The 19,220-nt window shown below is 66.9% G+C and carries 23 protein-coding genes; 12 read left to right on the plus strand and 11 right to left on the minus strand.

The window, feature by feature from the left end; all coding sequences use genetic code 11:
• Nucleotides 1-23 precede the first annotated feature (23 nt).
• Both ACZZZF_RS15715 and ACZZZF_RS15720 read left to right on the plus strand, forming a co-directional pair.
• Complete coding sequence (locus ACZZZF_RS15715) at nucleotides 24-446, plus strand: hypothetical protein (RefSeq protein WP_463499488.1); 423 nt, start codon at nucleotides 24-26, stop codon at nucleotides 444-446.
• Nucleotides 447-449: 3 nt separating this feature from the next.
• Entirely contained in the window at nucleotides 450-761 is a 312-nt protein-coding gene (locus tag ACZZZF_RS15720; protein ID WP_463499491.1) for a helix-turn-helix domain-containing protein, read from the plus strand.
• A 334-nt stretch (nucleotides 762-1,095) separates the two neighbouring features.
• Here the strand turns inward: ACZZZF_RS15720 and ACZZZF_RS15725 are convergent, their stop codons facing one another.
• Nucleotides 1,096-1,287 carry a hypothetical protein gene (locus ACZZZF_RS15725; protein WP_463499494.1) on the minus strand — a complete coding sequence of 64 codons (192 nt, stop codon included), beginning with the start codon at nucleotides 1,285-1,287 and terminating at the stop codon, nucleotides 1,096-1,098.
• 589 nt (nucleotides 1,288-1,876) lie between these two features.
• Here ACZZZF_RS15725 and ACZZZF_RS15730 point away from each other — a divergent pair.
• From ACZZZF_RS15730 to ACZZZF_RS15740, 3 genes are all read left to right on the plus strand, one after another.
• The gene (locus ACZZZF_RS15730; protein ID WP_463499497.1) at nucleotides 1,877-2,209 is read left to right on the plus strand and encodes a hypothetical protein; all 333 of its coding nucleotides are present in this window, start codon (nucleotides 1,877-1,879) and stop codon (nucleotides 2,207-2,209) included.
• 93 nt (nucleotides 2,210-2,302) lie between these two features.
• Entirely contained in the window at nucleotides 2,303-2,605 is a 303-nt protein-coding gene (locus tag ACZZZF_RS15735; RefSeq protein WP_463499499.1) for a hypothetical protein, read from the plus strand.
• 11 nt (nucleotides 2,606-2,616) lie between these two features.
• The gene (locus ACZZZF_RS15740; protein ID WP_463499502.1) at nucleotides 2,617-3,468 is read left to right on the plus strand and encodes a hypothetical protein; all 852 of its coding nucleotides are present in this window, start codon (nucleotides 2,617-2,619) and stop codon (nucleotides 3,466-3,468) included.
• A gap of 137 nt (nucleotides 3,469-3,605) precedes the next feature.
• On the opposite strand, the gene ACZZZF_RS15745 is transcribed toward ACZZZF_RS15740, so the two are convergent.
• Nucleotides 3,606-3,860: a DUF3892 domain-containing protein gene (locus ACZZZF_RS15745; RefSeq protein ID WP_463499505.1), complete on the minus strand. Its 255-nt coding sequence runs from the start codon at nucleotides 3,858-3,860 to the stop codon at nucleotides 3,606-3,608.
• Nucleotides 3,861-4,499: 639 nt separating this feature from the next.
• Here ACZZZF_RS15745 and ACZZZF_RS15750 point away from each other — a divergent pair.
• Both ACZZZF_RS15750 and ACZZZF_RS15755 read left to right on the plus strand, forming a co-directional pair.
• Nucleotides 4,500-5,642: a hypothetical protein gene (locus ACZZZF_RS15750; RefSeq protein ID WP_463499507.1), complete on the plus strand. Its 1,143-nt coding sequence runs from the start codon at nucleotides 4,500-4,502 to the stop codon at nucleotides 5,640-5,642.
• Entirely contained in the window at nucleotides 5,639-6,112 is a 474-nt protein-coding gene (locus ACZZZF_RS15755; RefSeq protein ID WP_463499510.1) for a hypothetical protein, read from the plus strand. Before ACZZZF_RS15750 ends, ACZZZF_RS15755 begins: the two co-directional genes overlap by 4 nt.
• A 281-nt stretch (nucleotides 6,113-6,393) precedes the next feature.
• Here the strand turns inward: ACZZZF_RS15755 and ACZZZF_RS15760 are convergent, their stop codons facing one another.
• The 3 genes from ACZZZF_RS15760 to ACZZZF_RS15770 all read right to left on the minus strand — a co-directional run bounded on the left by ACZZZF_RS15760 (nucleotide 6,394) and on the right by ACZZZF_RS15770 (nucleotide 8,442).
• The gene (locus ACZZZF_RS15760; protein WP_463499514.1) at nucleotides 6,394-6,948 is read right to left on the minus strand and encodes a hypothetical protein; all 555 of its coding nucleotides are present in this window, start codon (nucleotides 6,946-6,948) and stop codon (nucleotides 6,394-6,396) included.
• 53 nt (nucleotides 6,949-7,001) lie between these two features.
• Nucleotides 7,002-7,628, minus strand: a complete 627-nt coding sequence (locus tag ACZZZF_RS15765; protein ID WP_463499516.1) for a WhiB family transcriptional regulator — start codon at nucleotides 7,626-7,628, stop codon at nucleotides 7,002-7,004.
• Between the two features lie 202 nt (nucleotides 7,629-7,830).
• A complete protein-coding gene (locus ACZZZF_RS15770; RefSeq protein ID WP_463499517.1) occupies nucleotides 7,831-8,442 on the minus strand; it encodes a TetR/AcrR family transcriptional regulator in 612 nt (203 codons plus the stop codon).
• Between the two features lie 70 nt (nucleotides 8,443-8,512).
• Between ACZZZF_RS15770 and ACZZZF_RS15775 the strand changes: the two genes are divergently transcribed.
• From ACZZZF_RS15775 to ACZZZF_RS15785, 3 genes are all read left to right on the plus strand, one after another.
• Nucleotides 8,513-9,826 (plus strand): MFS transporter, encoded by a 1,314-nt coding sequence (locus tag ACZZZF_RS15775; RefSeq protein WP_233277235.1) that lies wholly within the window; start codon nucleotides 8,513-8,515, stop codon nucleotides 9,824-9,826.
• A gap of 34 nt (nucleotides 9,827-9,860) precedes the next feature.
• Entirely contained in the window at nucleotides 9,861-10,298 is a 438-nt protein-coding gene (gene arfB, locus ACZZZF_RS15780) for an alternative ribosome rescue aminoacyl-tRNA hydrolase ArfB (RefSeq protein ID WP_363521103.1), read from the plus strand.
• Nucleotides 10,299-10,365: 67 nt separating this feature from the next.
• The gene (locus ACZZZF_RS15785) at nucleotides 10,366-11,457 is read left to right on the plus strand and encodes an ATP-binding protein (RefSeq protein ID WP_463499520.1); all 1,092 of its coding nucleotides are present in this window, start codon (nucleotides 10,366-10,368) and stop codon (nucleotides 11,455-11,457) included.
• A 21-nt stretch (nucleotides 11,458-11,478) separates the two neighbouring features.
• Here the strand turns inward: ACZZZF_RS15785 and ACZZZF_RS15790 are convergent, their stop codons facing one another.
• The 3 genes from ACZZZF_RS15790 to ACZZZF_RS15800 all read right to left on the minus strand — a co-directional run bounded on the left by ACZZZF_RS15790 (nucleotide 11,479) and on the right by ACZZZF_RS15800 (nucleotide 15,325).
• Nucleotides 11,479-12,426, minus strand: a complete 948-nt coding sequence (locus ACZZZF_RS15790) for a DUF1214 domain-containing protein (protein ID WP_463499523.1) — start codon at nucleotides 12,424-12,426, stop codon at nucleotides 11,479-11,481.
• Between the two features lie 63 nt (nucleotides 12,427-12,489).
• A complete protein-coding gene (locus tag ACZZZF_RS15795; RefSeq protein WP_463499526.1) occupies nucleotides 12,490-14,565 on the minus strand; it encodes a bifunctional lysylphosphatidylglycerol flippase/synthetase MprF in 2,076 nt (691 codons plus the stop codon).
• Between the two features lie 4 nt (nucleotides 14,566-14,569).
• Complete coding sequence (locus tag ACZZZF_RS15800) at nucleotides 14,570-15,325, minus strand: hypothetical protein (protein ID WP_463499529.1); 756 nt, start codon at nucleotides 15,323-15,325, stop codon at nucleotides 14,570-14,572.
• A 102-nt stretch (nucleotides 15,326-15,427) separates the two neighbouring features.
• Here ACZZZF_RS15800 and ACZZZF_RS15805 point away from each other — a divergent pair, with 102 nt between their 5' ends.
• On the plus strand, nucleotides 15,428-16,495 hold the full coding sequence (locus ACZZZF_RS15805; protein ID WP_463499531.1) for a PQQ-dependent sugar dehydrogenase: 1,068 nt from the start codon (nucleotides 15,428-15,430) through the stop codon (nucleotides 16,493-16,495).
• 27 nt (nucleotides 16,496-16,522) lie between these two features.
• Here ACZZZF_RS15805 and ACZZZF_RS15810 read toward each other — a convergent pair whose 3' ends face one another.
• On the minus strand, nucleotides 16,523-17,512 hold the full coding sequence (locus ACZZZF_RS15810; protein ID WP_463499533.1) for an oxidoreductase: 990 nt from the start codon (nucleotides 17,510-17,512) through the stop codon (nucleotides 16,523-16,525).
• A 49-nt stretch (nucleotides 17,513-17,561) separates the two neighbouring features.
• Here ACZZZF_RS15810 and ACZZZF_RS15815 point away from each other — a divergent pair, with 49 nt between their 5' ends.
• On the plus strand, nucleotides 17,562-17,963 hold the full coding sequence (locus ACZZZF_RS15815; RefSeq protein ID WP_056279678.1) for a MerR family transcriptional regulator: 402 nt from the start codon (nucleotides 17,562-17,564) through the stop codon (nucleotides 17,961-17,963).
• A gap of 15 nt (nucleotides 17,964-17,978) precedes the next feature.
• On the opposite strand, the gene ACZZZF_RS15820 is transcribed toward ACZZZF_RS15815, so the two are convergent.
• Both ACZZZF_RS15820 and ACZZZF_RS15825 read right to left on the minus strand, forming a co-directional pair.
• Nucleotides 17,979-18,632 carry a DsbA family protein gene (locus tag ACZZZF_RS15820; protein WP_056279680.1) on the minus strand — a complete coding sequence of 218 codons (654 nt, stop codon included), beginning with the start codon at nucleotides 18,630-18,632 and terminating at the stop codon, nucleotides 17,979-17,981.
• 84 nt (nucleotides 18,633-18,716) lie between these two features.
• Nucleotides 18,717-19,133 carry a hypothetical protein gene (locus tag ACZZZF_RS15825; RefSeq protein WP_320490397.1) on the minus strand — a complete coding sequence of 139 codons (417 nt, stop codon included), beginning with the start codon at nucleotides 19,131-19,133 and terminating at the stop codon, nucleotides 18,717-18,719.
• Nucleotides 19,134-19,220: the final 87 nt, after the last annotated feature.

Below are 19,220 nucleotides of genomic sequence, written 5' to 3' on the forward strand. Positions count from 1 at the left end.
ATTCAGCAGAAAAGGAAGCGAACGTGCCTCAGAATATCCGCTTCGCGCCCGAGGCGCAGGCCATGATCGATTACCTCTCCGACGCGGCGCTCATTCGCGATCGGCTGCTCGAGGCGATCACCGCATCCCGACCCGCATGGGCTAACGCCGTCTCGGTGGACGACTGCGACTACCAAGGCACGGCGGGGGTGACCTTCACCCACGTCTTCGGCCAGGTCGTTCTCGAGCGTTGCGCCGTCGCTGAGAACGGCGCGATCGAGTTCCTCGACGACGTCACCCGGCCAAACGTCTTCGTCACCGCTCCGGACGACATGGACTCGACCGCGATGCGCGCGCTCGCCGCCGACCTTGTCGCTGCCGCAGCGGAGCTCGAGAGAGGAAACCGGACTGTGCGTCGTTGCTCGCGTGTCGACGAGGCGCTGCGCGACCGAGAGGGAGGTGTGTGACGTGTGGCCCGACTCACCACCCGCTGGCTCGTGCGGGGCGGCATGGCAGAACTCAACCTCACCCAGAGCGACGCTCTCGTCCTCATCGCCCTCCTCGATCACGAACAGGACGGCATCGCCTGGATCCCGCAGACTCACCTACGTGACCACCTCGGCATCGCGCGATCCACTATCCAGGCGTCGATCGCGCGACTGCTCGAGACGGGCGCGATCCTCGAGCATGAGCCGGGGCGCCAAGGTCGAGCGACGCGGTATCGGTTTGGGGATATCCGAGACCTCAAACCTGCCCGATCATCGGGCACCTTCGCGGCCTGAAACATGCCCGATTCACGGGGCAACTTCGGGAGTGGCAACATGCCCGATGGTCGGGCTTGAGGGTATAACTACTAGCGCGAGCCGGTCTGCCGCAGATATGAGGCGAGGATCTTCCTTGATCGGCTTCGTCGGGCCGCTTGCGGCTCGACGCCCCTCTGGCGAAGAGGCTCAGGGCGAGGTCATCTCTGGAGTTGGGCACGGTCTTGCTCGCTCCCGCTCGCGCTGGCTGATGAGGACGCGGTGGCAAGGTGGTCGACCCCGTCGCCCGGTCGGCGGATCCGAGCATGGGGGCGAGGTGGCGAGTACCCAGCGCGAGTTCAGTACGCGCGAGGCGTCATTCGAGCAGCGTGATGATGAGCCAGGTCACCCAGTGCATCCACGTGCCGAGGTCGGTGGGGAGGATGCACAGTTCCGCGAGCTTCTGGGGATCGCGGGTTCCGAGGTAGGTCGAGGCGCTGTCGATGTGAGCTCGCATGTTCGTGATACGTGCGAACAGCCGACGGGGGAAACGGTCTGGTGCGGTCATGCATCGTCTATGCGCGCCGCCTCCGATCCCGCCATGAGCAAGAGCGACGCCGCGGTTGCGGCAGGAGGCAGGTAATCGTGGCCAGCGTGCCAACAGAGATCGTTATCCACACGGCCGCCGACAGGCAGAGCACGTGGGAGTGGCTCGTAACGAACGGCGGCTACTGGCTCTATCTCGGGCCAGACGGCAAACTGCATGCCCTCCCGTTTCGGTGACGAGGAACTCAGCACGCGCGTGACAATCACGCGATCGGACAGCGCCGCAAGTGCGGCTGAAAGCGAGGAACGACATGGCTATTGATCCCCCGTACCCCGGCACCCAGCTTTGGGGCCAATGGCGAAACCCCGGCACCGGGGCATATAACGCCGGCCGAATGCACTTCGGCGACGTCCACTCCAACTTCCCGACCGTCTCTGGCCCATCGGTTGGGCTCCCGGCGAACACGATTTACATCGAACCGAACAGCGGCAAGCTGTACCGGACGGTGTGACGTGGATGGGGTGCATCGATCGCGTAACTCCGCGGTTCCTGGCCGCAATTCCGCACGGAATCCGGGCGGAATCCAGCTGGAATGCGGCGAGGCGGCGTCATGAGCCGACAGCCGAAGGACAGCCGCCTCGCGGACGAAGCCGCGAGGTGGCGGCGGTCGTACCGAGAGGCTCAGGCGATCATCGCCGAGCAGAACAGGGTTCTACTGACCGTCTTCCTGCAGGAGCGTCTCGCGGATCCGTCTGACTTCACGCTCCTCGTGAAGCAGTCGGAGTTCACGGCACCGTCGGGGCGCATAGATTGGCGGCTCGTCGACAGGCTCGTGAGCGAGCTCCTCGACGCGAAACCGCACCTCGGCACGCCGTCACACGAGCGTGATCCGTTTAAAAAGTCCAGTTCAGCGGTAGAATGGTTCCAGCAACAGTCGGCGTGAGCTAGGGGCCGTCGACTTGGGGCAGGAGCTCAGGGAGCAACGCACGACGGGTCGGGGGCCGGTGCGGTGGATCGACTCGAATCGAGTTCTCTCATGGCTTCCCTTCCTCCGTTCCCTCTTCCGGATCTCACGCCGTCGATGCGTGCCGGTGTATTCAACGCGATGCCACCGGCACGCATCACCTCGACTCCGGCGAAGGATGCGCACCTCGCCGCTCGACGGCGCGCTCAGGCATCCGCCACTGCACCCGACGCCTCCGCTTCCCGGCCCGCGGCGAACCGCGAGCAGAGCTCGGACTCTGCTCTGTGGGACACGGTGTATGGAGAGCGGGCATCGGAGGCCGCTGAAGCTCCGCGATCTGATGCGGGGCTGTACGAGCGGGTGTTCGGGGCATGAAGAAGCCGCTCGTGAATCTGTACCACGCGACCGAGTTCCTCGAGCAGTGCGAGCGCTTCGGTGTGCCGGTTCCGCCGTCGCTCTACGCCGTCAAAGATGTGATCGCGACCGCTGAGTCGTTCGCGGATGCACCTGAAGCGGGCGGTCTGCTCGCGATGACTCCCGAGCAAATCCGTGAATTCGTCACCGATCGATCGGTGAGGCTTCATGCTTCGCCTGGCGACGGCCAAGGCCTGAAGCCCGGAATCTCGGCGTTCACGAAGGCCGCGACCCGCGAGTTCTCAGATGCCGTGATCCCTCAGCTGGACGACATCGTGGTCGCGCTGCAGCCTCGCTTCGAGGAAGCGGCGGCACCGCTGGTCGATGCGGTGAGTGAGTTCGGCTTCACGCTGAATACGACCGCTGACGAGATCATCAGCATGGAGAACGATGCCGCGACATCGGCTTGGCGCGACGCCCGCCGTTCATGGGAGGCGATCTATCCGCTCGTGAGGCTCCGGATTCAGATGGTCGAGGTGTTCAACCTCCGCCCTGCTGAGCATGAGCAGCCGTCCACGCGATCCCGACACCGGGAGCCGAACATGTCGGTGCTGTTCGCAGCCGGAGACAACTGGTCGCTTGGCGATGAGTACCGCGTCGAGAGGTCGAACTCGATCGACTGGTTCGAGCTCGCGCGCGGAGGACTCCGACTCAACACGCCCAGCGAGGTGGACGACAGGCTCGCATCCCGCGATGCGCGTATCGCCCGGGCAGTGAGGGCCGAGAAGGAAGCGGAAGCTCAGCGCGCACAGGCGGCGGCGATCGCGCTCCTCTCGGACTCCGAGCACGCGTTCGAAGCAGGGACGCTCTCCTTCGCTGGATAGATGACTCGGCGCCGGCCGATGGTGGCACGAAGGTCGGCGCCGCGGTGGAGGGATTAGGCCACTCGCCTCGCGAGGCTCTCCACCACCCGTCGTGGGGTCCGGGTCACACACGGACCCCACGACACAACCCGCGCCGATCAGAAGGTCGGCAACTCGTCGAGGTTGTTCCGGGTCGTCGTGTCAGCAGTAGTCCTCAAGTGCTTCTTGCGGTAGATCGTCGCGGGCACCACATAGACCGCAGCATCCACGCCACCCACCCGCACGTAGTAGCCGTACTTCCCCTGCTCGATGTCCTTGATGACACCTTCGATCGTGTCTTGCCACAATCCACCACTCAGATGAGTGATGTCACCATCCCCGTCCTTGCGCACTGCGGTGACCTGAAGCGCCATTGCTCCTCCTTCTCCTTAATTGGCCCCATCTTGTCAGCCACCCCCGACCGGCACCCACCCCCACCAAAAAATCCAACAACCACCCCACCAGCGGACACCTCCCGCCCGGGCTGTTCCTCTCCCCCCGGGGTTGGATTCGGATTTCCCACCACCTCGACACAAAAACCCCAGTTCAAGAGCATTTTGTGACCGCGAATGCCACTCCTGAACCAGCCTCGAGACTGAGGCGAGCGGTGAGTGGGCCCAACGGAAAGGCTCTCTACAGGGCCTTCGAGAACGGCGAGCTCACCGCGCAGCTCCGTCCGCGCTCGGTCTCGGAGGAGCGCCGAGGCCGAGGGCTATGACTGCAGCGACCACGTCGCGCGGCAGTTTGACTGGAGTTGGATCCGAGATGCGGACAGCATCATCGTTCTCGACGGGTGGGCCGGCATGTGCATCCGTCTGAGGGCGGCGGCGGTCCCGGGCAGTCGCGACAAGATCGACGTGACCCCGGTGAGCAATCGCTGGCGTCAGAGCCAGGCGGTCTACGACCGAGTGCACCGGGTAATCGAGCAGTTGTGCGCTGGCCTCATGCGGGATCTCACTCAGCAACGCTGAGCGAATAGCGCTTCGTCGCTGGTGCCCCCTACGATGAGGCTCATGACTGGCGAGGAACAGCGGAGTGCGAAGCGCATCAAGCTGACCGGCCCTCGCTTCGAGGGGGGCCGTCTCCCGATCGATTCGCTGGTGGAACTCGAGCGCTATCAGCGCGCCGTGCAACTCATGGCGGAGCACGAGTGGCGCCGCGAGCACCCGGGCGAGATTCCTCCCGCCGAAATCACTGAAGCCGTGAGTCTCGCGATTGAGAGAATCGAAGAGGGTAGCGCGGACATCTTCCTCGCTTTCGAACAGCACGCAGTGTTCGAGGAGTACCAAGCCAGTGCGCAGGATGCAGTCGACTCGACAATAGAGGCGGCGTATCTAGGGCTAGACCTGCCCGAACTTCCTGATGAAGTTGGCGACGAAGTGCGGGGCACGCTCGCCGAGATCGGCGAGACCCTGCAGGCAGGCCAGTCACTGCAGTTCTTCGTCGATGGTCAGCGCTCGGAGCCGATCGCGATCACAGTGGAATCGCGGCCAGCTGCTGCTGAGCGTCTGATCCTCTCGACTTTCCTGCAATCGCCCCTCGTGAAGCCCGCAACTGGGATCACCCACGAAGAAACGAGCCTCGTCGCACGCGTCACGGTGATCGACGCAGAGAACATGAAGTACGAGCTCAACAGCGAGGCGTACGGGCCTATCCACGGTCGCTATCGGGACAACCCAGAAATGCTCGACGCGTTGCGCGATGTAGTGAACTCGACAAGCGACGGCCCTCTGACCCGCATCTTCGGCGACTTGCGGCACAGAGCGGGAAAACCGTGGTCCTTCTGGACAACGACGAAGATCGAGCGCGTCGAATTCGACGACACGGACTGGGGTCGTTCGCTCGCGCGCTACGCCTCGTTGCCGAAGGCGTGGGCCGGAGGGCATGGAGAGCAGATCAGTTCGATCGCACTTGACGCCACGCAGGCTCTGATGCGGTTCATCGGAGCTGGGGTTACACCTCCGGCAATGGCACCTACCGAAGACGGTGGCGTCCTTCTCGAGTGGACCGACCAAGAGGGCATTCGCTCCGTTGAGATCCTCGAGGACGGCACGTTCGAGCTGTTCAGCATGGCCCGCGATGAGCATCGTGGACGGCAGATCGAAACGAACGACGCCTCCGAAGCGGCGTCGTTCGCGAAGGGAGCGAGCGCGTGACCAACGTTCCTGACCTGGAGCTCGCAGAAGGCGAGACCCTGCTGGTCGACCCGGACGAACTGGCCCTGCGCCAGATAACGGAATGGATGGTGCCCGACGGCACGATCCTGACGCACGTGTTCGGACCGTCTACAGCGGACCGCGGCATGCCGTCGTACTCGCGCGATTCAGTGGTCGACGCGCAGACGGCGCGCGATTGGCATAACAGTCGTAGCACTGGAAGTCGGTCTACAGGGGTCTGGGCGGTAAGTGTGGGAGAGGTTCTCGAGGCCGGGGTCTATGCGATCGATGACAGCGAGTCTCCTGAGATTCCCGGGGTCGACCGCGCACCCGGACACTGTTTCGTTGACTTTCGCGGACTGCCCAAGCCTGAGATCAAGTCGATCCGATACCTCCTTTGGCAACGCGCTATGGACCGCGGAGAGATCCCGACGGACGAGACTCTTCCCGATGGGCACCTGATCGCCTGAAGGCATCGCGAATGACGACTCGGGAAGAAGCGCTGCAGAGCCTGTCTGACTTCGTCGCCGAGTGCGCCGAGCAGACAGCCGCTCTCACCCCGCGAGAAGCGGCGGAGCGTGCATGGCACCCCGGGGGGTTGTCGGTCGACGAACTGACCGAGACCATCACTAAAAACCGTGCGGCTCGATCGAAGGTGTCGCTTCCGGCCACGGACGACGCGTCGCCTGCACCAGGTGGGACGCGTAGCGAGGATCCGCACGACGCGTCGCACCGCGGTTGAATTCGACGCCTAGATTGACCGCTTTCCTAGGTCGCTGTCGGGGGCATGGATGTACCACTCCGACTCCTCGACAACCGTCGTCGCCTTCACGGTTTTTGACCGGTACCACCGGATGAATGGCAACGCTCGCCATCTGATGACTAGTTTCAGCTTCTTCTCGTCAACCGGGCCGCTATCCCAGCTGCCATCTTCCCGGGGGCGCGCGGGGTCAGACGGTACGAACGGCGAGATCATGAGCTCCTCGTCATACATCTCGTCGGGCTTCAGAGTGCCCACCAAGATCACAGACCCCAGGCCGTCACCCGGTTCCGCTTTTAGCCTCACGTCCCAGGCGTCACCGTTGCCACGGTTCGCGATACGCACTCGCCAAGTGGGACTCGCATGCGAAGAATCGTTGCCTTCGATCGCGCTGAACTCGACCCGGATCAACGGTCGAGCTCGCCACAGCAAGGTGAAGAGCAACGCCCCCACTGACACGATGAGTGCCGCCAGTGACAGCCCGCCACTCACGAGATCAGCGGTCGAGAGTCCAGAGTCGACAGGTGGTTGTGTGCTTGGCGGCATGCTCCGACTCTAGTGATGCGCACGCGTCGCGTGACACCGGCGCGACGAGACGTCTACGGGATGCTCTGACGCATCTCTCGCCACGTCTGACCTGCCCAGAATCCCAGCTTCGGCTTCTCAACGAGCGCGAACGCGTGGCATTGATCGAGCACGTCACATGCTGCGCAGATCGATCGCAGCACTGGAAGCTCGTCGGTGTCGAAGTTCTCTGATGTGAAAGCCTCGACGTCGCGGCATCCAGGCTCGTCGTCCTGTAGTGCCGTGTCGAGCGCGGCGTACTCATCGGACGCACGGAGCCTCGGAAGCTCACGCAGGATCGCCTCCCACGCGACCTGAGGCGCTTCTGGCTCCTGCTCGCCCCCCGGGACGTCTCCGGCGCTTCTAGCGGCTCTCCTGGCCCGCTGAGCCTGGATCTCGGCGGGCATCTCGGGTGGGGGCGCTCCGAAGTCGGCAAGGCGCTTCCGCAGCCGGTAGAACTGCGCCGGGTTGCTCGAGTTCTTCCTGCGCTTCCACGCGGGTAGCGTCTCCTCGTCGACTACGAGCTCGCGTTGCCCGTCTGCGGTGTCGCGCCATTCCGTCGGCATCCCCTGCTGATGCCACCGCCTGATCGTGCGCCGATCCAACTTCGCCCGCTTCGCCGCCGCGGACAGATTCAGCCAAGTCCGTTCCCCAGTGCCCATGACCGCATGGTGTCACCGCTGTGCGGGATCGACCACATGACAACACCGTGACAACACAAGCCGTGATTCAGATCGCTTTGCGGTGATTGGAGCAGGATCAAGATCCGCGTGTTTTCAACCATCGCCCGCTGTGCTCACGTGGTGGCGAGGGAGTGCGTAGGGTTCGACTCCCGCCGTCGCGTCCACTTCACAGGTGACGCCGTCAGTCCTCGCCGGTGATCCGCGCTTCGACCGGCGCCCATCCGTTCTCGAGCACGGTGAATCCGGCGGCGAGGAGCCCGAGCTGGTCGTCGCTCTCGTTGACGAGCAGCTGCATCTGCAGCACGAACCGCGAGTACACGCGGATCTCCGGGGTGGCCAGGGTCAGCCCCAGTTCGACCGCGATCGCATCCGCGAGCGCGTCCTCGTGTCGCAGCCACATCCGGGCGGCGTATTCACGCAGCGCCGGCGTCTCGTTGAGGAACCGCGAGAAGACCTGCGACACCTCCGCGCCGTGCTCGGCGAGGTTCGCGTCCACCTCGGCCGTGTAGAAGTCGTGGATCGCGCGGTTGATGGTGACGCCCGGGGCGCGGTCGCGAACGGCGGAGACGAGCCGGTCCCGCTGCTCGTCGTCCTCGTCGAAGACGAGCGCCTCCTTCTGCGGAAAGTGCGCGAACACCGTCGTCGGGGAGACGTCGGCCGCGTCCGCGACCTCGCGGATGCTGACGTTGTCGAACCCGCGCTCGAGGAACATCATCGTCGCGACGTCGGAGATGTTCTTGCGCGTCGCGGCCTTCTTGCGCTCGCGGCGACCGATCGGCTCAGCGTTCGTCATGTGTCCACGATATCGCGAACCCGATCCGAAACTGGCTTGACAACAAAACTGGTATTGATACAGTTTCGGAGTGACTTCACTAAACACATCGCTCGCGCGCAGCGACAAGCGCGCCTGGACCATGCTCATCGTGCTGACGATGCTCACCGTCGTCGGCATGACCGTCGTGCTTCCCGTCCTGCCGTTCGTCGTGCTGCAGTACGTGTCGCACGAAGGCGACCTCGCGATCTGGGTCGGCATCCTCGAAGCGATCAACGGCCTGTGCGCCTTCCTGGTCGCCCCCTTCCTCGGTCGCCTGTCCGACCGCTTCGGGCGACGACCGGTGATCATCGCCGCCGCCTTCGGAGCGGCGTTCGCCATGGCGCTGTTCGGCATCGGGGGAGCGATCTGGGTGCTCGTGCTCGCGCGTGTCATCCAGGGACTGACCGCCGGCGACCTTCCGGCCCTCTTCGCCTACCTCGCCGACATCACGCCGCCCGAGAAGCGCGCTCAGCGGTTCGGTCTGCTCGGTGCGCTCTCGGGAATCGGCATGATGATCGGACCCGCGATCGGCGGACTGCTCGCGGCCGTCAGCCTGCAGCTGCCGGTCTTCCTCACCGCAGCCGTCGCCCTCGTGATCGCGATCCTCAGCATCTTCCTGCTGCCCGAGAGCCTCGCGCCCGAGAACCGGATCGAGCGCATCTCGGTGCGCGAGATCCAGCCGTTCGGCGTCTTCAAGGAAGCGTTCGGACGCAAGGAGCTGCGTGGTCTGATGATCGGATTCGGCCTCCTGGCGCTTCCGTTCGGCTTCTTCGTCAACAACTTCAGCGTGCTCGCGCTGGACTCGATCCAGTGGGGGCCGACGCAGATCGGTCTGCTCACGGCAGGCGTCGGCATCATCGACATCCTCATCCAGGGCGTGCTGCTCGGCATCCTGCTTCCTCGCATCGGCGAGCGGGGCGTGATCATCAGCGGCATCGTGGCGCAGGCGATCGGACTGGCCGGGCTCGCTGTCGTCGCGTCGATCTTCGCGCAGCCGTGGGTGTTCATCGTCGGTGCGCTGATGCTCGCCGCAGGGCAGGGCGCCTCGACCGCGGCGATGGACGGAGCCATGTCGAACGCGGTCGGCGACGACGAGCAGGGCTGGCTCGGCGGAGCGACGCAGTCGCTCAACGCCGCGATGAACACGGCGGCCCCTCTGATCGCCGGTGCGCTCTATGTCACGGTCAGCCATGCGGCTCCCTACTGGCTCGGCGTCGCGCTGATGATCGTCGCCGTGATCGTCGTGTCCCGTGCGCACATCGCGAACACGGCGAAGAAGGACGCGCGGACGCACGATGTTGGGGCCGAGGTCGAGACCGACGCGAGGGACGTCCCGGTCGCGGTCACGGACGCCCGCAGCTGAGACGCAGGCTCCGCAGCCGGGGGATGATGGATACATGCCCAGTCCTCATCGCCCCGGTCTGCGGGTCTCGTCGGGTCTCACGATCCCCGAGGCCGAGCTGTCATGGCGTTTCTCGCGGTCGTCGGGCCCCGGCGGACAGAGTGTGAACACGGCGGACTCGCGGGTCGAACTCCTGTGGGATGCCGCGGGCAGCACGACGCTCACCCCGCACCAGCGTGATCGCCTCCTCGATCGGCTGAGCGGGCGTCTCGTGAACGGCGTGCTGACCATCGCCGCATCCGAGCACCGCGCCCAGCTGCGCAACCGCGACGCCGCACGTGAACGACTCGCGAGCATCGTCGCCGAGGCGCTGCGTCCGCCGGCGCCGCAGCGCCGCGCGACCAAGCCGAGTCGAGGGTCGAAAGAGCGGCGGCTCAAGGCGAAGCAGCAGCGCACTGATGTCAAGCAGCTGCGCAGGCGCCCGAGCGACTGACCCGCGCATCGCACCGACAAGGTGAGGTCCGCTTTCGCCACCCGCCCTCTGCGGGCACTCTGAGTTCATGACCGCACTCACCATCGGCACGCCTCTCGACAGCGGGCTCGGAACCGTCACCCTCGATCCGCGGCGCTTCAACCGGCACACCTTCTGGTGCGGCCAGAGCGGCAGCGGCAAGACCTACGCGCTGGGCGTCGTGCTCGAGCAGCTCCTGCTCGAGACCGAGCTGCCGATGCTGATCCTCGACCCGAACGCCGACTTCGTGCGGCTGCAGAGCACGCGGCCGTCCGCGGCCCCGCATCACGCCCAGCGCATCGCGGACTCCGACATCCGGGTGTTCCGCTCGGGGCGCGTCGAGGGCGAGCCGTTGCGCGTGCGCTACATCGATCTGTCGCCGGCATCCAAGGCAGCCGTGCTGCGGATGAGTCCGATCCAGGATGCCGAGGAGTACAACGTCCTCCTCCATCTCGATCAGAACGCGAGGCTGCTCGGCTCGGATCGCATCGTGCCCCACCTGCGCGACGGCGGGCACGACGCCCGCAACAGACTCGCCGACCGCATGGAGAACCTGCAGGTGCTGGAGTGGGAGCTCTGGTCCCGCGGCGAGCCGTCGGTCGTCGACGTGATCGAGCAGCGGCCGCGGGTGACGGTGCTCGACCTCGGCGGATTCGACCACCCCGCCGAACCGAAGGTCGCAGCCCTCGCGGTGCTCGAGCACCTGTGGGCTCGTCGCGAGAAGCGAAAGCCCCTGCTCATCGTGATCGACGAGGCGCACAATCTGTGCCCTCCCGACCCGCGCACCGAGGTCGAGCGGGCGCTCACCGAGCAGCTCGTGCAGATCGCCGCCGAGGGTCGCAAGTTCGGGCTGTGGCTGTTCCTGTCGACACAGCGGCCGACGAAGATCCATCCGAACGTGCTCTCGCAGTGCGACAACCTCGGTCTGATGCGCGTCAACGCGCCGCGCGACCTGGCGGAGCTGGCCGAGGTGTTCGGCTTCGCGCCGGAGGAGGCGATCCGCAGGTCCCAGACCTTCACACAGGGTCAGGCCCTCTTCGCCGGGGGGTTCATCGCCGAGCCGACCTTCGTGCAGATGGGGGAGCGACTGACGGAGGAAGCGGGCGGCGACGTCTCGGTGCCGCTCCGCTCGACCCCGTAGCGCCACCCCTCGGGCGCGGGATCAGCTCGCCGTGAGTGCGGGGAACGACCACGTGCCGTCCAGCACTTCTGGTCGAGGTCGGTAGAGACGCACCAGGTAGTTCCACCCTTGAGTGAGGGGAAGCACGTTGGGCAGTGCGGGGTCGCCGCCGAAGCGCACGGTGATCGACCCGTCCGGATCCCGCACGCCCGTCACGCTGTTGACGCTGTATGCGCCGGCGTCGTTCGGAGCGAAATAGCCTTCCGCGTCGTACAGCGAGACGGACCAGAAGCCGTCCACCGGCACGTCGCCGACCCGCAGCGTGTACTCGCCGACCGGGAGCCGGGGATCGACGTTGATATAGAAGGCCTCGTTCTCGGGCAGACCGCCCCAGGCGGCTGCGGTCCCCAGAAGGTGCCGCACGGGGTCGACGTCCTCGGCTCGACCGAAGCAGCGCTCCAGACCGCCGAGGCCCTTCGCGAGGGTGAGGAGCGCCTGGCGGGTCTCGGCGAAGCTCGATTCGTCGTAGGTCGGCGCAGCGAACTCCCGCGCGCCGGTCGAGCTCACAGCGAGTTCGTCCTGGAGGGCGTTCACGATCGAGACATCATCAGGATCCTCGGAATCCACCAGGATGCGAGTGGCCGCGAGCACGAAATCGGAACCGAGGTCTTCGGCCGAGAGCGAGTGGACGCCGGGGTCGTGCAGCACCCGGTCGATGTAGTGGCCCTCGTTCACCAGCATCACCGAGACGTACCGGTCGCCGGCATCCGGCACGGTGATCGTCGCCCCTTCGGAGATGTCGATGATCGCAGCGCTGTAGAGGGTGTCGCGATTCATCCTGATCACGGTCTGCTGGTCGATCGGCGTGGGCACTCGATAGTGGTTCCACCGGTTGGAACCGTCGGCCGACGCCGCGATCGCGGCGAACATGCGGGCCGTCTCGATCTCGGCGAAGTTCGCGAACGTGACGGGAACGGAGGTGTCGGTCATGGCTTCATCCTGGCGGTGCCGGTCTCGGCGAGCGCGGAATCATCACCTCAGGAAGGTGAGGCCTCAGTCCTTGCTGCCGCGCACCAGCTCCAGCCCCGCTCCCGCGAACTGCCTCAGCGTCGCATCCGGCAGGAACGCGCGGGTGAGCGCTGTGCCGATCGCCGCGAGATCGCTCTCGTCGCGGAAGAGCAGATACATGGTCTCGTACCGCGGGTGGAACTTCTGCTTGAAGCGGTGCAGCGAGCCGAAGCCGTACACGGGCTCGAGCGCTTCGGCGAGGCGTTCGCTGAGGACGGCGATGATGCCCGCGTCCGGCGGATAGTCGTGCGCGAGCGGAGCACCCGAGAGCGACATGATCTCGGCACCCTCCTCGGAGAACTGCTTCGCGGACGAACCGATCAGGTACTCCATGACGGGTGCGAAGCCGCCGTCGCGGCGGCGCATCAGGTCGAGCGTCCAGCCGCGCACGACGCCGCCTTCGCCATAGACCGGCAGCCACGAGAGGAAGCCGTCGACGTCGCCGTTCGGGGCGATCGCGAGAGCGAGTCGCACCTCGCGGTCCTCCGCCTCATCCAGCGTGCCGAGAGTGAACCGCATCTCAGGCAGGTCCTTGTCGCCGACCCATGCCTCGGAGATCGCACGCAGCTGCTGCCGGACGCCCCACGATTCGTCCGCCAGGCGCGTCATCCGGAAGGTCATGTCCTCGCGCCCCGCCCGATTGAGCGAGCTGCGCACCGAGTTCCAGCGCTTGCCGGTGAACTCCAGACCCGGCAGGTCGACGATGGTGTCGTCGGCGACGACCAGGCTGCGCCAGCCGGCGGGCACGGCGGCCCGGGTGGCGTCGTCTGCGCTGAAGAAGCACGGGACGAGGCCTGCCAGCTCCGCCGTGCGGATGAACTCTGTGACGGCGACCGCGCGGGATGCGGGCGGCCCGATCGGATCCGCGAGCGCGAGCGCCACACCGGCCCGTCGCTGGTAGGCGACGATCCCGGCATCGCTGCGGGCGTAGTTGTTGCCCTCCCAGGTCGTCATCCACGACAGGGTGCCCCCGCCGTGCGCGCGCAGCTCGGTCTTCACGTCGTCGACCGTCGGGGCCGGCTGGATGCCGAGGAGAGACTTGCGCTTCGCCCGGAACGCGCGGCGCACGGCGATCAGGTAGACGAGCAGGATCACCCAGAGGAAGCCGTTGGCGAGCGCGAGCTCCGTCTCACCGTCCCACCGCAGATCGACCTGCGCCTGCGAGAACACCGTGATGAGGATGAGGACCAGAGCTGCGACCAGGATGTTGAAGAGCCCGAGCAGCATCACGAGAACCCACGCCCAGCGACGGCCGCGCAGGAGTCCGTTCACGAGCACGACGATGACGACGAGGTCGAGCGCGAGGTCGATGAACCCTCCCGACGCGGGCTCGGTCGGGCCGAACGGGCCGTCGGTGGCGACGAGAGTCGTGATGATCTCGACCGCTCCGAGCACCATGAGCGAGATCACGGCGATCAGACGCTGCTCTCGCACCGTGGTCCGCTGCACACGCAGGGTGCGGTCGACGACGAGGATGAGCAGCACCGCGAGCAGGTGCTCGAGATCGGCGACCGCACCCCAGAACAGCATCGCGATGAACACGAAACCGAGCAGCACGAGCCAGCCGCGCACTCGCCACGGCGGGCGGAAGAGCCCGATCGCGGCGGCGATGCACGCCATGGTGCCGCCGGAGGCGCCGACATCGAGCGCCTGGGCCTGCTCCTGAGCCCACGCCCAGGGCAGTTGCGAGGCGACGAACAGGACGAGCGCGGTGGCGAGGATCGCGAAGAGCTGTCCGACCCAGTAGTACGCGAGCGCGACCCTGGTGCCACGTCGGTATTCGAGATACGCCATGCCCCAGAAGCCCGAGATCGTGAACAGGTACACCCACGGCTCGTTGACGAAGAACGTGCCGGTGAGCGGCGTCCACCACATCCCCTGCGCGAGGTTGGGCAGGCCGTATGCGACGGTGCCGAACAGGTCGGTCTTCTCGAACGGGGTCCACAGGCCCTGCCAGATCACGCCGACGGCGAGGATCACAGCCACCATCGTGAGGGTGGCAGGAATGCGCCGCAGTACGGCGGCGACGGGATGCGATGTGGGGGTTCGCGCCTCGGTCATGCGCTCAGCGTAGCGACCGACCGTCGCCTTCCGGAGTGGAACGTCGTGGCGCGTGATGGCTCCATGCCCAGCGGTAGCCGACGCCGCCGAACGTCATGAAGCCGGCGGCGAGCACCACTCCCGCGACGATGCCGATTGCGATAGCCCCGGCGAAAGCGCCGCCACCCGCGATCACGGCCGAGCCGACCAGCATCCCCACGACGCAGGCGTTCACGACGATCAGCAGCATGACCGAGCTGCCGAGCAGGATGCTCAGGCGACGGGGACGGAGGAACGAGTACGTGCGCTTCATCCCCGGTTCATCGTCGTGCGGCGAGGCGAGGAAGACATCGGCGACCTCCGGATCCAGGTCGACGTACGCGCCGCGGATGCGGTTCATCGCGACCACGTACATCATGTCCTCCTCCGACACGTTCATCACGCGCACCTGGGTCATGAAGCCGATGACCGCGAGGAACGCGAGGATCGCGAGCGACGCGCCGCCGAACCACCCGCCGAAGTCCGACGCCTGCCCCAGCAGTCCGATGGTCACGAGTCCGGCGGAGACGAGGGTCAGGAAGATCGTGATGCGCGACAGCACCTCGCTCTGCGCGGTGCTGCGGGCGGCGAGAAGCCCCCAGTGCTCGGTGGCGAGAAGCTGCGCACGGCGGCCCAGCACCGCATCCGACTCCCCGCTCGTCCGTAGCGGCGCGACATCGTCGTGCGGCCCTCCCGGCCCCTCCGCAGGCACGGGCTGCTCCACGGAAGCGCCCTCGTTCATATCGGTATTGTGCTCCTGCATCCGACTCTCCGAAATGGGTTCATCGGCACGCACACCCGGTCGACGCTGTCGCTCGGCGTCGATTCCGCGTTGGATGGAGTCATGTCCGCGCACCGATCCGATCGCTCCTCGACGACACGTCGGCGCGCATCCATCGCGTCGATCACGGCGAGCGTCGCCCTGCTCGCTGCCTGTGTGGCGCAGCCGACGTCGACGTCGGTGTCGGGGGCGGAGTCGTTCACGGAGGATCTCAACGCCCCCTGGTCGATCGCATTCCACGGCGACGTGCCCCTGGTGAGCGAGCGCGACACCGCCCGCGTGCTCGAGATCGCCGAGGACGGCGAGGCGCGCGAGGTCGACGTGATCGACGGGGTCTCGCCGGGTGGCGAGGGAGGCCTGCTCGGGCTCGCGGTGCACGACGGCGAGCTCTACACATACGTCACCGCCGACGACGAGAACCGGGTCGAGCGGCGGCCGATCGTCGGAGCCGCCGGTGCGCTGTCGCTCGGACCCGCCACCACTGTGGTCGACGGCATCCCCGCCGCGGGAAATCACAACGGCGGGCGCATCGCGTTCGGCCCTGACGGGATGCTCTACGTCACGACGGGCGATGCCGGCGACCGCGACAGTGCGCAGGATCTCGACGCGCTGTCGGGCAAGATCCTGCGCCTCACTCCCGCGGGTGAGGTGCCCCCCGACAACCCGTTCGATCAGTCGCCCGTCTACAGCTACGGACACCGCAATCCGCAGGGCATCGCCTGGGATGCCGAGGGCACGATGTATGCGAGCGAGTTCGGACAGGACACCTGGGACGAGCTCAACGTCATCGAGGCCGGCGGCGACTACGGCTGGCCCGAGGTCGAGGGGATCGCCGATGACGACGAGCACATCGATCCGGTGCAGCAGTGGAGGCCCGACGAGGCGAGCCCGAGCGGCATCGCTGTCGTCGGCGCGGACATCGTGATCGCCACGCTCCGCGGCGAGCGGCTGCGCGTCGTGCCACTCGATGACCTGACCTCCGGCACCGAGCGGTTCGTCGGGGAGCTCGGCCGGCTGCGCGACGTCGTCGCCGGACCGGACGGCATGCTCTGGGTGCTCACGAACGATACCGACGGACGCGGAAGCCCCTCGCCCGGCGACGACCGCATCCTCCGTCTCGCCGCCGACTGACGGCAGCAGCCCGACGCGGGCCGCCGCTCAGGCGAAGCCGTCGACTCCCGTCGCGGTGACCGAGAGCGCCCACAGCCGCTCGGCGGCCTCGGGATCGATCGCCCAGTGCTTCACGCCGCCGGTCGTCATGTCCGTGTGCTCGGGCGGGACGATGCCCTTGATCGAGCAGTCCTCGCAGTATGCGCCGCTGCGATCGGCCAGTTCGGGAGCCGTCGCGGCCCAGAGACCCGTCGACGCTCCCTCTGCCGGAGTCTTGAAGCGCGGGTTCGGCGTGCCGTCCTCGTCGATCCAGCCGCGTGAGATCAGCTCCGCACGGGGCACGTGCCGCTGCAGGTCGGTCATGATCCCGCCCGGGTGCACCGAGAAGGCGAGGATGCCGCGGGCCGCGCCACGACGGGCCAGCCCGACGGCGAACAGCGCGTTCGCCGTCTTCGACTGCCCGTAGGCGACCCACGGGTCGTAGGGCGTCGTCTCGAAGTCGATGTCCTCGAATCGCACGGGGGAGCGGAAGTGCCCTCCCGAGGAGTAGGAGACGACGCGAGCGCCCTCCGGCAGCAGGTCGGCCACTCCGTTGACCAGGGCGAAGTGGCCGAGGTGGTTGGTGCCGAACTGCGACTCGAAGCCCTGCGCGGTGTGACCGAACGGGGTGGCCATGATGCCGGCGACATCGAGCACGAGATCGATCGGGCGTCCGTCGCGACGGACGGTCTCGGTGAACGCTGCCACCGAGTCGAGGTCGCCGAGGTCGGCGCTGCGGACGTCGACCGCGTCGATCCCTGCGAGCGCCTCCTCGGCGGCGTCGAGACGACGCGCAGGCACGATCACGCGCACTCCGGCATTCGCGAGCGCACGCACCGTCTCGAGTCCGAGTCCCGAGTATCCGCCCGAGACGATCGCGGTCTTGCCCGAGAGGTCGACCCCGGCGATCACCTCGGCCGCAGTGGAGCGGTAGCCGAACTCCGAGGCGAGGGGCTGCTGACGGGCGATCATGTCGAGAGGGGGGAGTGCATCTGTCATGCTCCGACCGTACGATCTAGAGTGCACTCGAAGTCAAGGAGGAGTCCTCGTGGAGGATGTGATCGACACGACGCGCACGTTCAGCATCGGCGAGCTCGCCCGTCTGGCCGGCGTGAGCGTGCACACGCTGCGCTGGTACGAGGCAGAAGGGCTCTTCCCTCGCGACGTGCCGCGCACCCCCGGCGGTCGGAGGGTCTACGCGCACGACTCGCTCGCGTGGCTCGCGCTGCTGGCGCGACTGCGCGAATCCGGCGCCCCCATCGCCCTGCTGCGTGAGTACGCCGCCCTGGTGCGCGCCGGCAGCGGCAACGAGGCCGAGCGTCTCGCCCTGCTGCGCGCGCACGAGCGCTCTCTCGACGCGCAGATCGAGACGCTGATCGCCTGCCGTCAGGTCGTCAGCGCGAAGGCGGGCGCGTACCAGGAGGCGCTCCTCGCCCGAGGACTCCTCTGACGGCGGCTCTGCGGGCTACTGCTCCACGGCCTTCTCCAGAGCCGCTTCGAGGTCCCCCCACGCCTCCAGCACCACGGGCTCGCCGTCGATGAAGAAGCTGGGGGTGCTGCGCACTCCGAGCCGCTCGCCGTCGCTCCTGTCGGCCTGCACGCGATCGAGCGTCGCCGGGTCGGTGATCGCCGCATCGTAGGCGGCCATGTCGAGTCCGAGCTCGGCCGCGATTCCCCGGAACACCTCGGGCGTCTCCTCGGACTTCTCGCCCCACTGGGCCTGCGTCTCGAAGAGGCGGTGGTACATGTCCTCGAAGCGGTCCTGCTGCGCCGCGGCTTCGGCGGCGAGAGCGGCCTGCGTCGAGTTGATGTGACCGGGCAGAGGGAAGTACCGCACGACGTAGGTGATCTCGCCCGAATACTTCTCGCGCAGGTCTTCGACGATCGGATAGAACGCTCCGCATGCCTCGCATTCGAAGTCGAGGAACTCGACGACGGTGACGGCGTCCGGTCCTCCGTCGTCGAGGACGTGCGAGTCGGTGCGCACTGTCTGCCGCTTCTCACCCTCGGGCGACAGGGGTTCTGCGGGGCGCTGCGACAGGGCGTAGGCGACGCCGACGATCGCGAGGACGATCGCGGCGGCGACGGTGATCAGGGCCACCTTGACAGGGGTCTTCATGGGGTTCTCCAACGGTTCGGATCAGGCAGGGTGAGTGAGCCGCGACGAGCGCGGCCGGGGTCGTCGACGAGCGGCGTGCCTGATTCAGGTGCGGGAGACCGAGAGCTGAGCGAGGGTGAGTGCGGGGACGTGCAGACGAGGACCCGCGCGGCTCGGAGCCGATGCACGTACCACCGCAGCGCGACGGATCAGCGGCGCGCCTCTGACGGAGCGCAACGAGAGCAGCACGAGGAGGACGCAGCAGAGCGCCGCGACCATGACGATCCCGGCGTCGTCCGATGGAGCGGACTCGACCATGCTCGTCTCGTCGTGGTGCGCCGTGACCGACGCGACGCTCGCGCCCGGAGCGAGGCACAGCGTCGTGTGCGCATCCGCCTTGCCGTGCGACGCCGACCACGCGCCGATGACGAGCAGCAGGGCGAGGCCGAGGGCGAGACCGACCCGGAGGATCAGCATCCGCTCGACGCCCTGGTGACGCAGTGGCATCGACGGGGCAGGCATGGTCCGCGCAGTCTAACAATCGGGCATCGGCGCCCGCGCTGAGCGCCCAGGCAGATCCACGCGACACAGAGCCGCCTACACTGGAGG

The sequence above is a fragment of the Microbacterium sp. AC215 genome (assembly GCF_979258645.1).

Excerpts from the sequence above, each read along its gene's own strand:
- ACZZZF_RS15810 (WP_463499533.1), bottom strand. The coding sequence starts at position 17,512 with ATGACAGATGCACTCCCCCCTCTCGACATGATCGCCCGTCAGCAGCCC.
- ACZZZF_RS15730 (WP_463499497.1), top strand. The coding sequence starts at position 1,877 with ATGAGCCGACAGCCGAAGGACAGCCGCCTCGCGGACGAAGCCGCGAGG.
- arfB (WP_363521103.1), top strand. The coding sequence starts at position 9,861 with ATGCCCAGTCCTCATCGCCCCGGTCTGCGGGTCTCGTCGGGTCTCACG.
- ACZZZF_RS15760 (WP_463499514.1), bottom strand. The coding sequence starts at position 6,948 with ATGCCGCCAAGCACACAACCACCTGTCGACTCTGGACTCTCGACCGCT.
- ACZZZF_RS15800 (WP_463499529.1), bottom strand. The coding sequence starts at position 15,325 with ATGAACGAGGGCGCTTCCGTGGAGCAGCCCGTGCCTGCGGAGGGGCCG.
- ACZZZF_RS15725 (WP_463499494.1), bottom strand. The coding sequence starts at position 1,287 with ATGACCGCACCAGACCGTTTCCCCCGTCGGCTGTTCGCACGTATCACG.
- ACZZZF_RS15770 (WP_463499517.1), bottom strand. The coding sequence starts at position 8,442 with ATGACGAACGCTGAGCCGATCGGTCGCCGCGAGCGCAAGAAGGCCGCG.
- ACZZZF_RS15790 (WP_463499523.1), bottom strand. The coding sequence starts at position 12,426 with ATGACCGACACCTCCGTTCCCGTCACGTTCGCGAACTTCGCCGAGATC.
- ACZZZF_RS15750 (WP_463499507.1), top strand. The coding sequence starts at position 4,500 with ATGACTGGCGAGGAACAGCGGAGTGCGAAGCGCATCAAGCTGACCGGC.
- ACZZZF_RS15745 (WP_463499505.1), bottom strand. The coding sequence starts at position 3,860 with ATGGCGCTTCAGGTCACCGCAGTGCGCAAGGACGGGGATGGTGACATC.
- ACZZZF_RS15805 (WP_463499531.1), top strand. The coding sequence starts at position 15,428 with ATGTCCGCGCACCGATCCGATCGCTCCTCGACGACACGTCGGCGCGCA.
- ACZZZF_RS15820 (WP_056279680.1), bottom strand. The coding sequence starts at position 18,632 with ATGAAGACCCCTGTCAAGGTGGCCCTGATCACCGTCGCCGCCGCGATC.
- ACZZZF_RS15735 (WP_463499499.1), top strand. The coding sequence starts at position 2,303 with ATGGCTTCCCTTCCTCCGTTCCCTCTTCCGGATCTCACGCCGTCGATG.
- ACZZZF_RS15765 (WP_463499516.1), bottom strand. The coding sequence starts at position 7,628 with ATGGGCACTGGGGAACGGACTTGGCTGAATCTGTCCGCGGCGGCGAAG.
- ACZZZF_RS15795 (WP_463499526.1), bottom strand. The coding sequence starts at position 14,565 with ATGACCGAGGCGCGAACCCCCACATCGCATCCCGTCGCCGCCGTACTG.
- ACZZZF_RS15785 (WP_463499520.1), top strand. The coding sequence starts at position 10,366 with ATGACCGCACTCACCATCGGCACGCCTCTCGACAGCGGGCTCGGAACC.
- ACZZZF_RS15825 (WP_320490397.1), bottom strand. The coding sequence starts at position 19,133 with ATGCCTGCCCCGTCGATGCCACTGCGTCACCAGGGCGTCGAGCGGATG.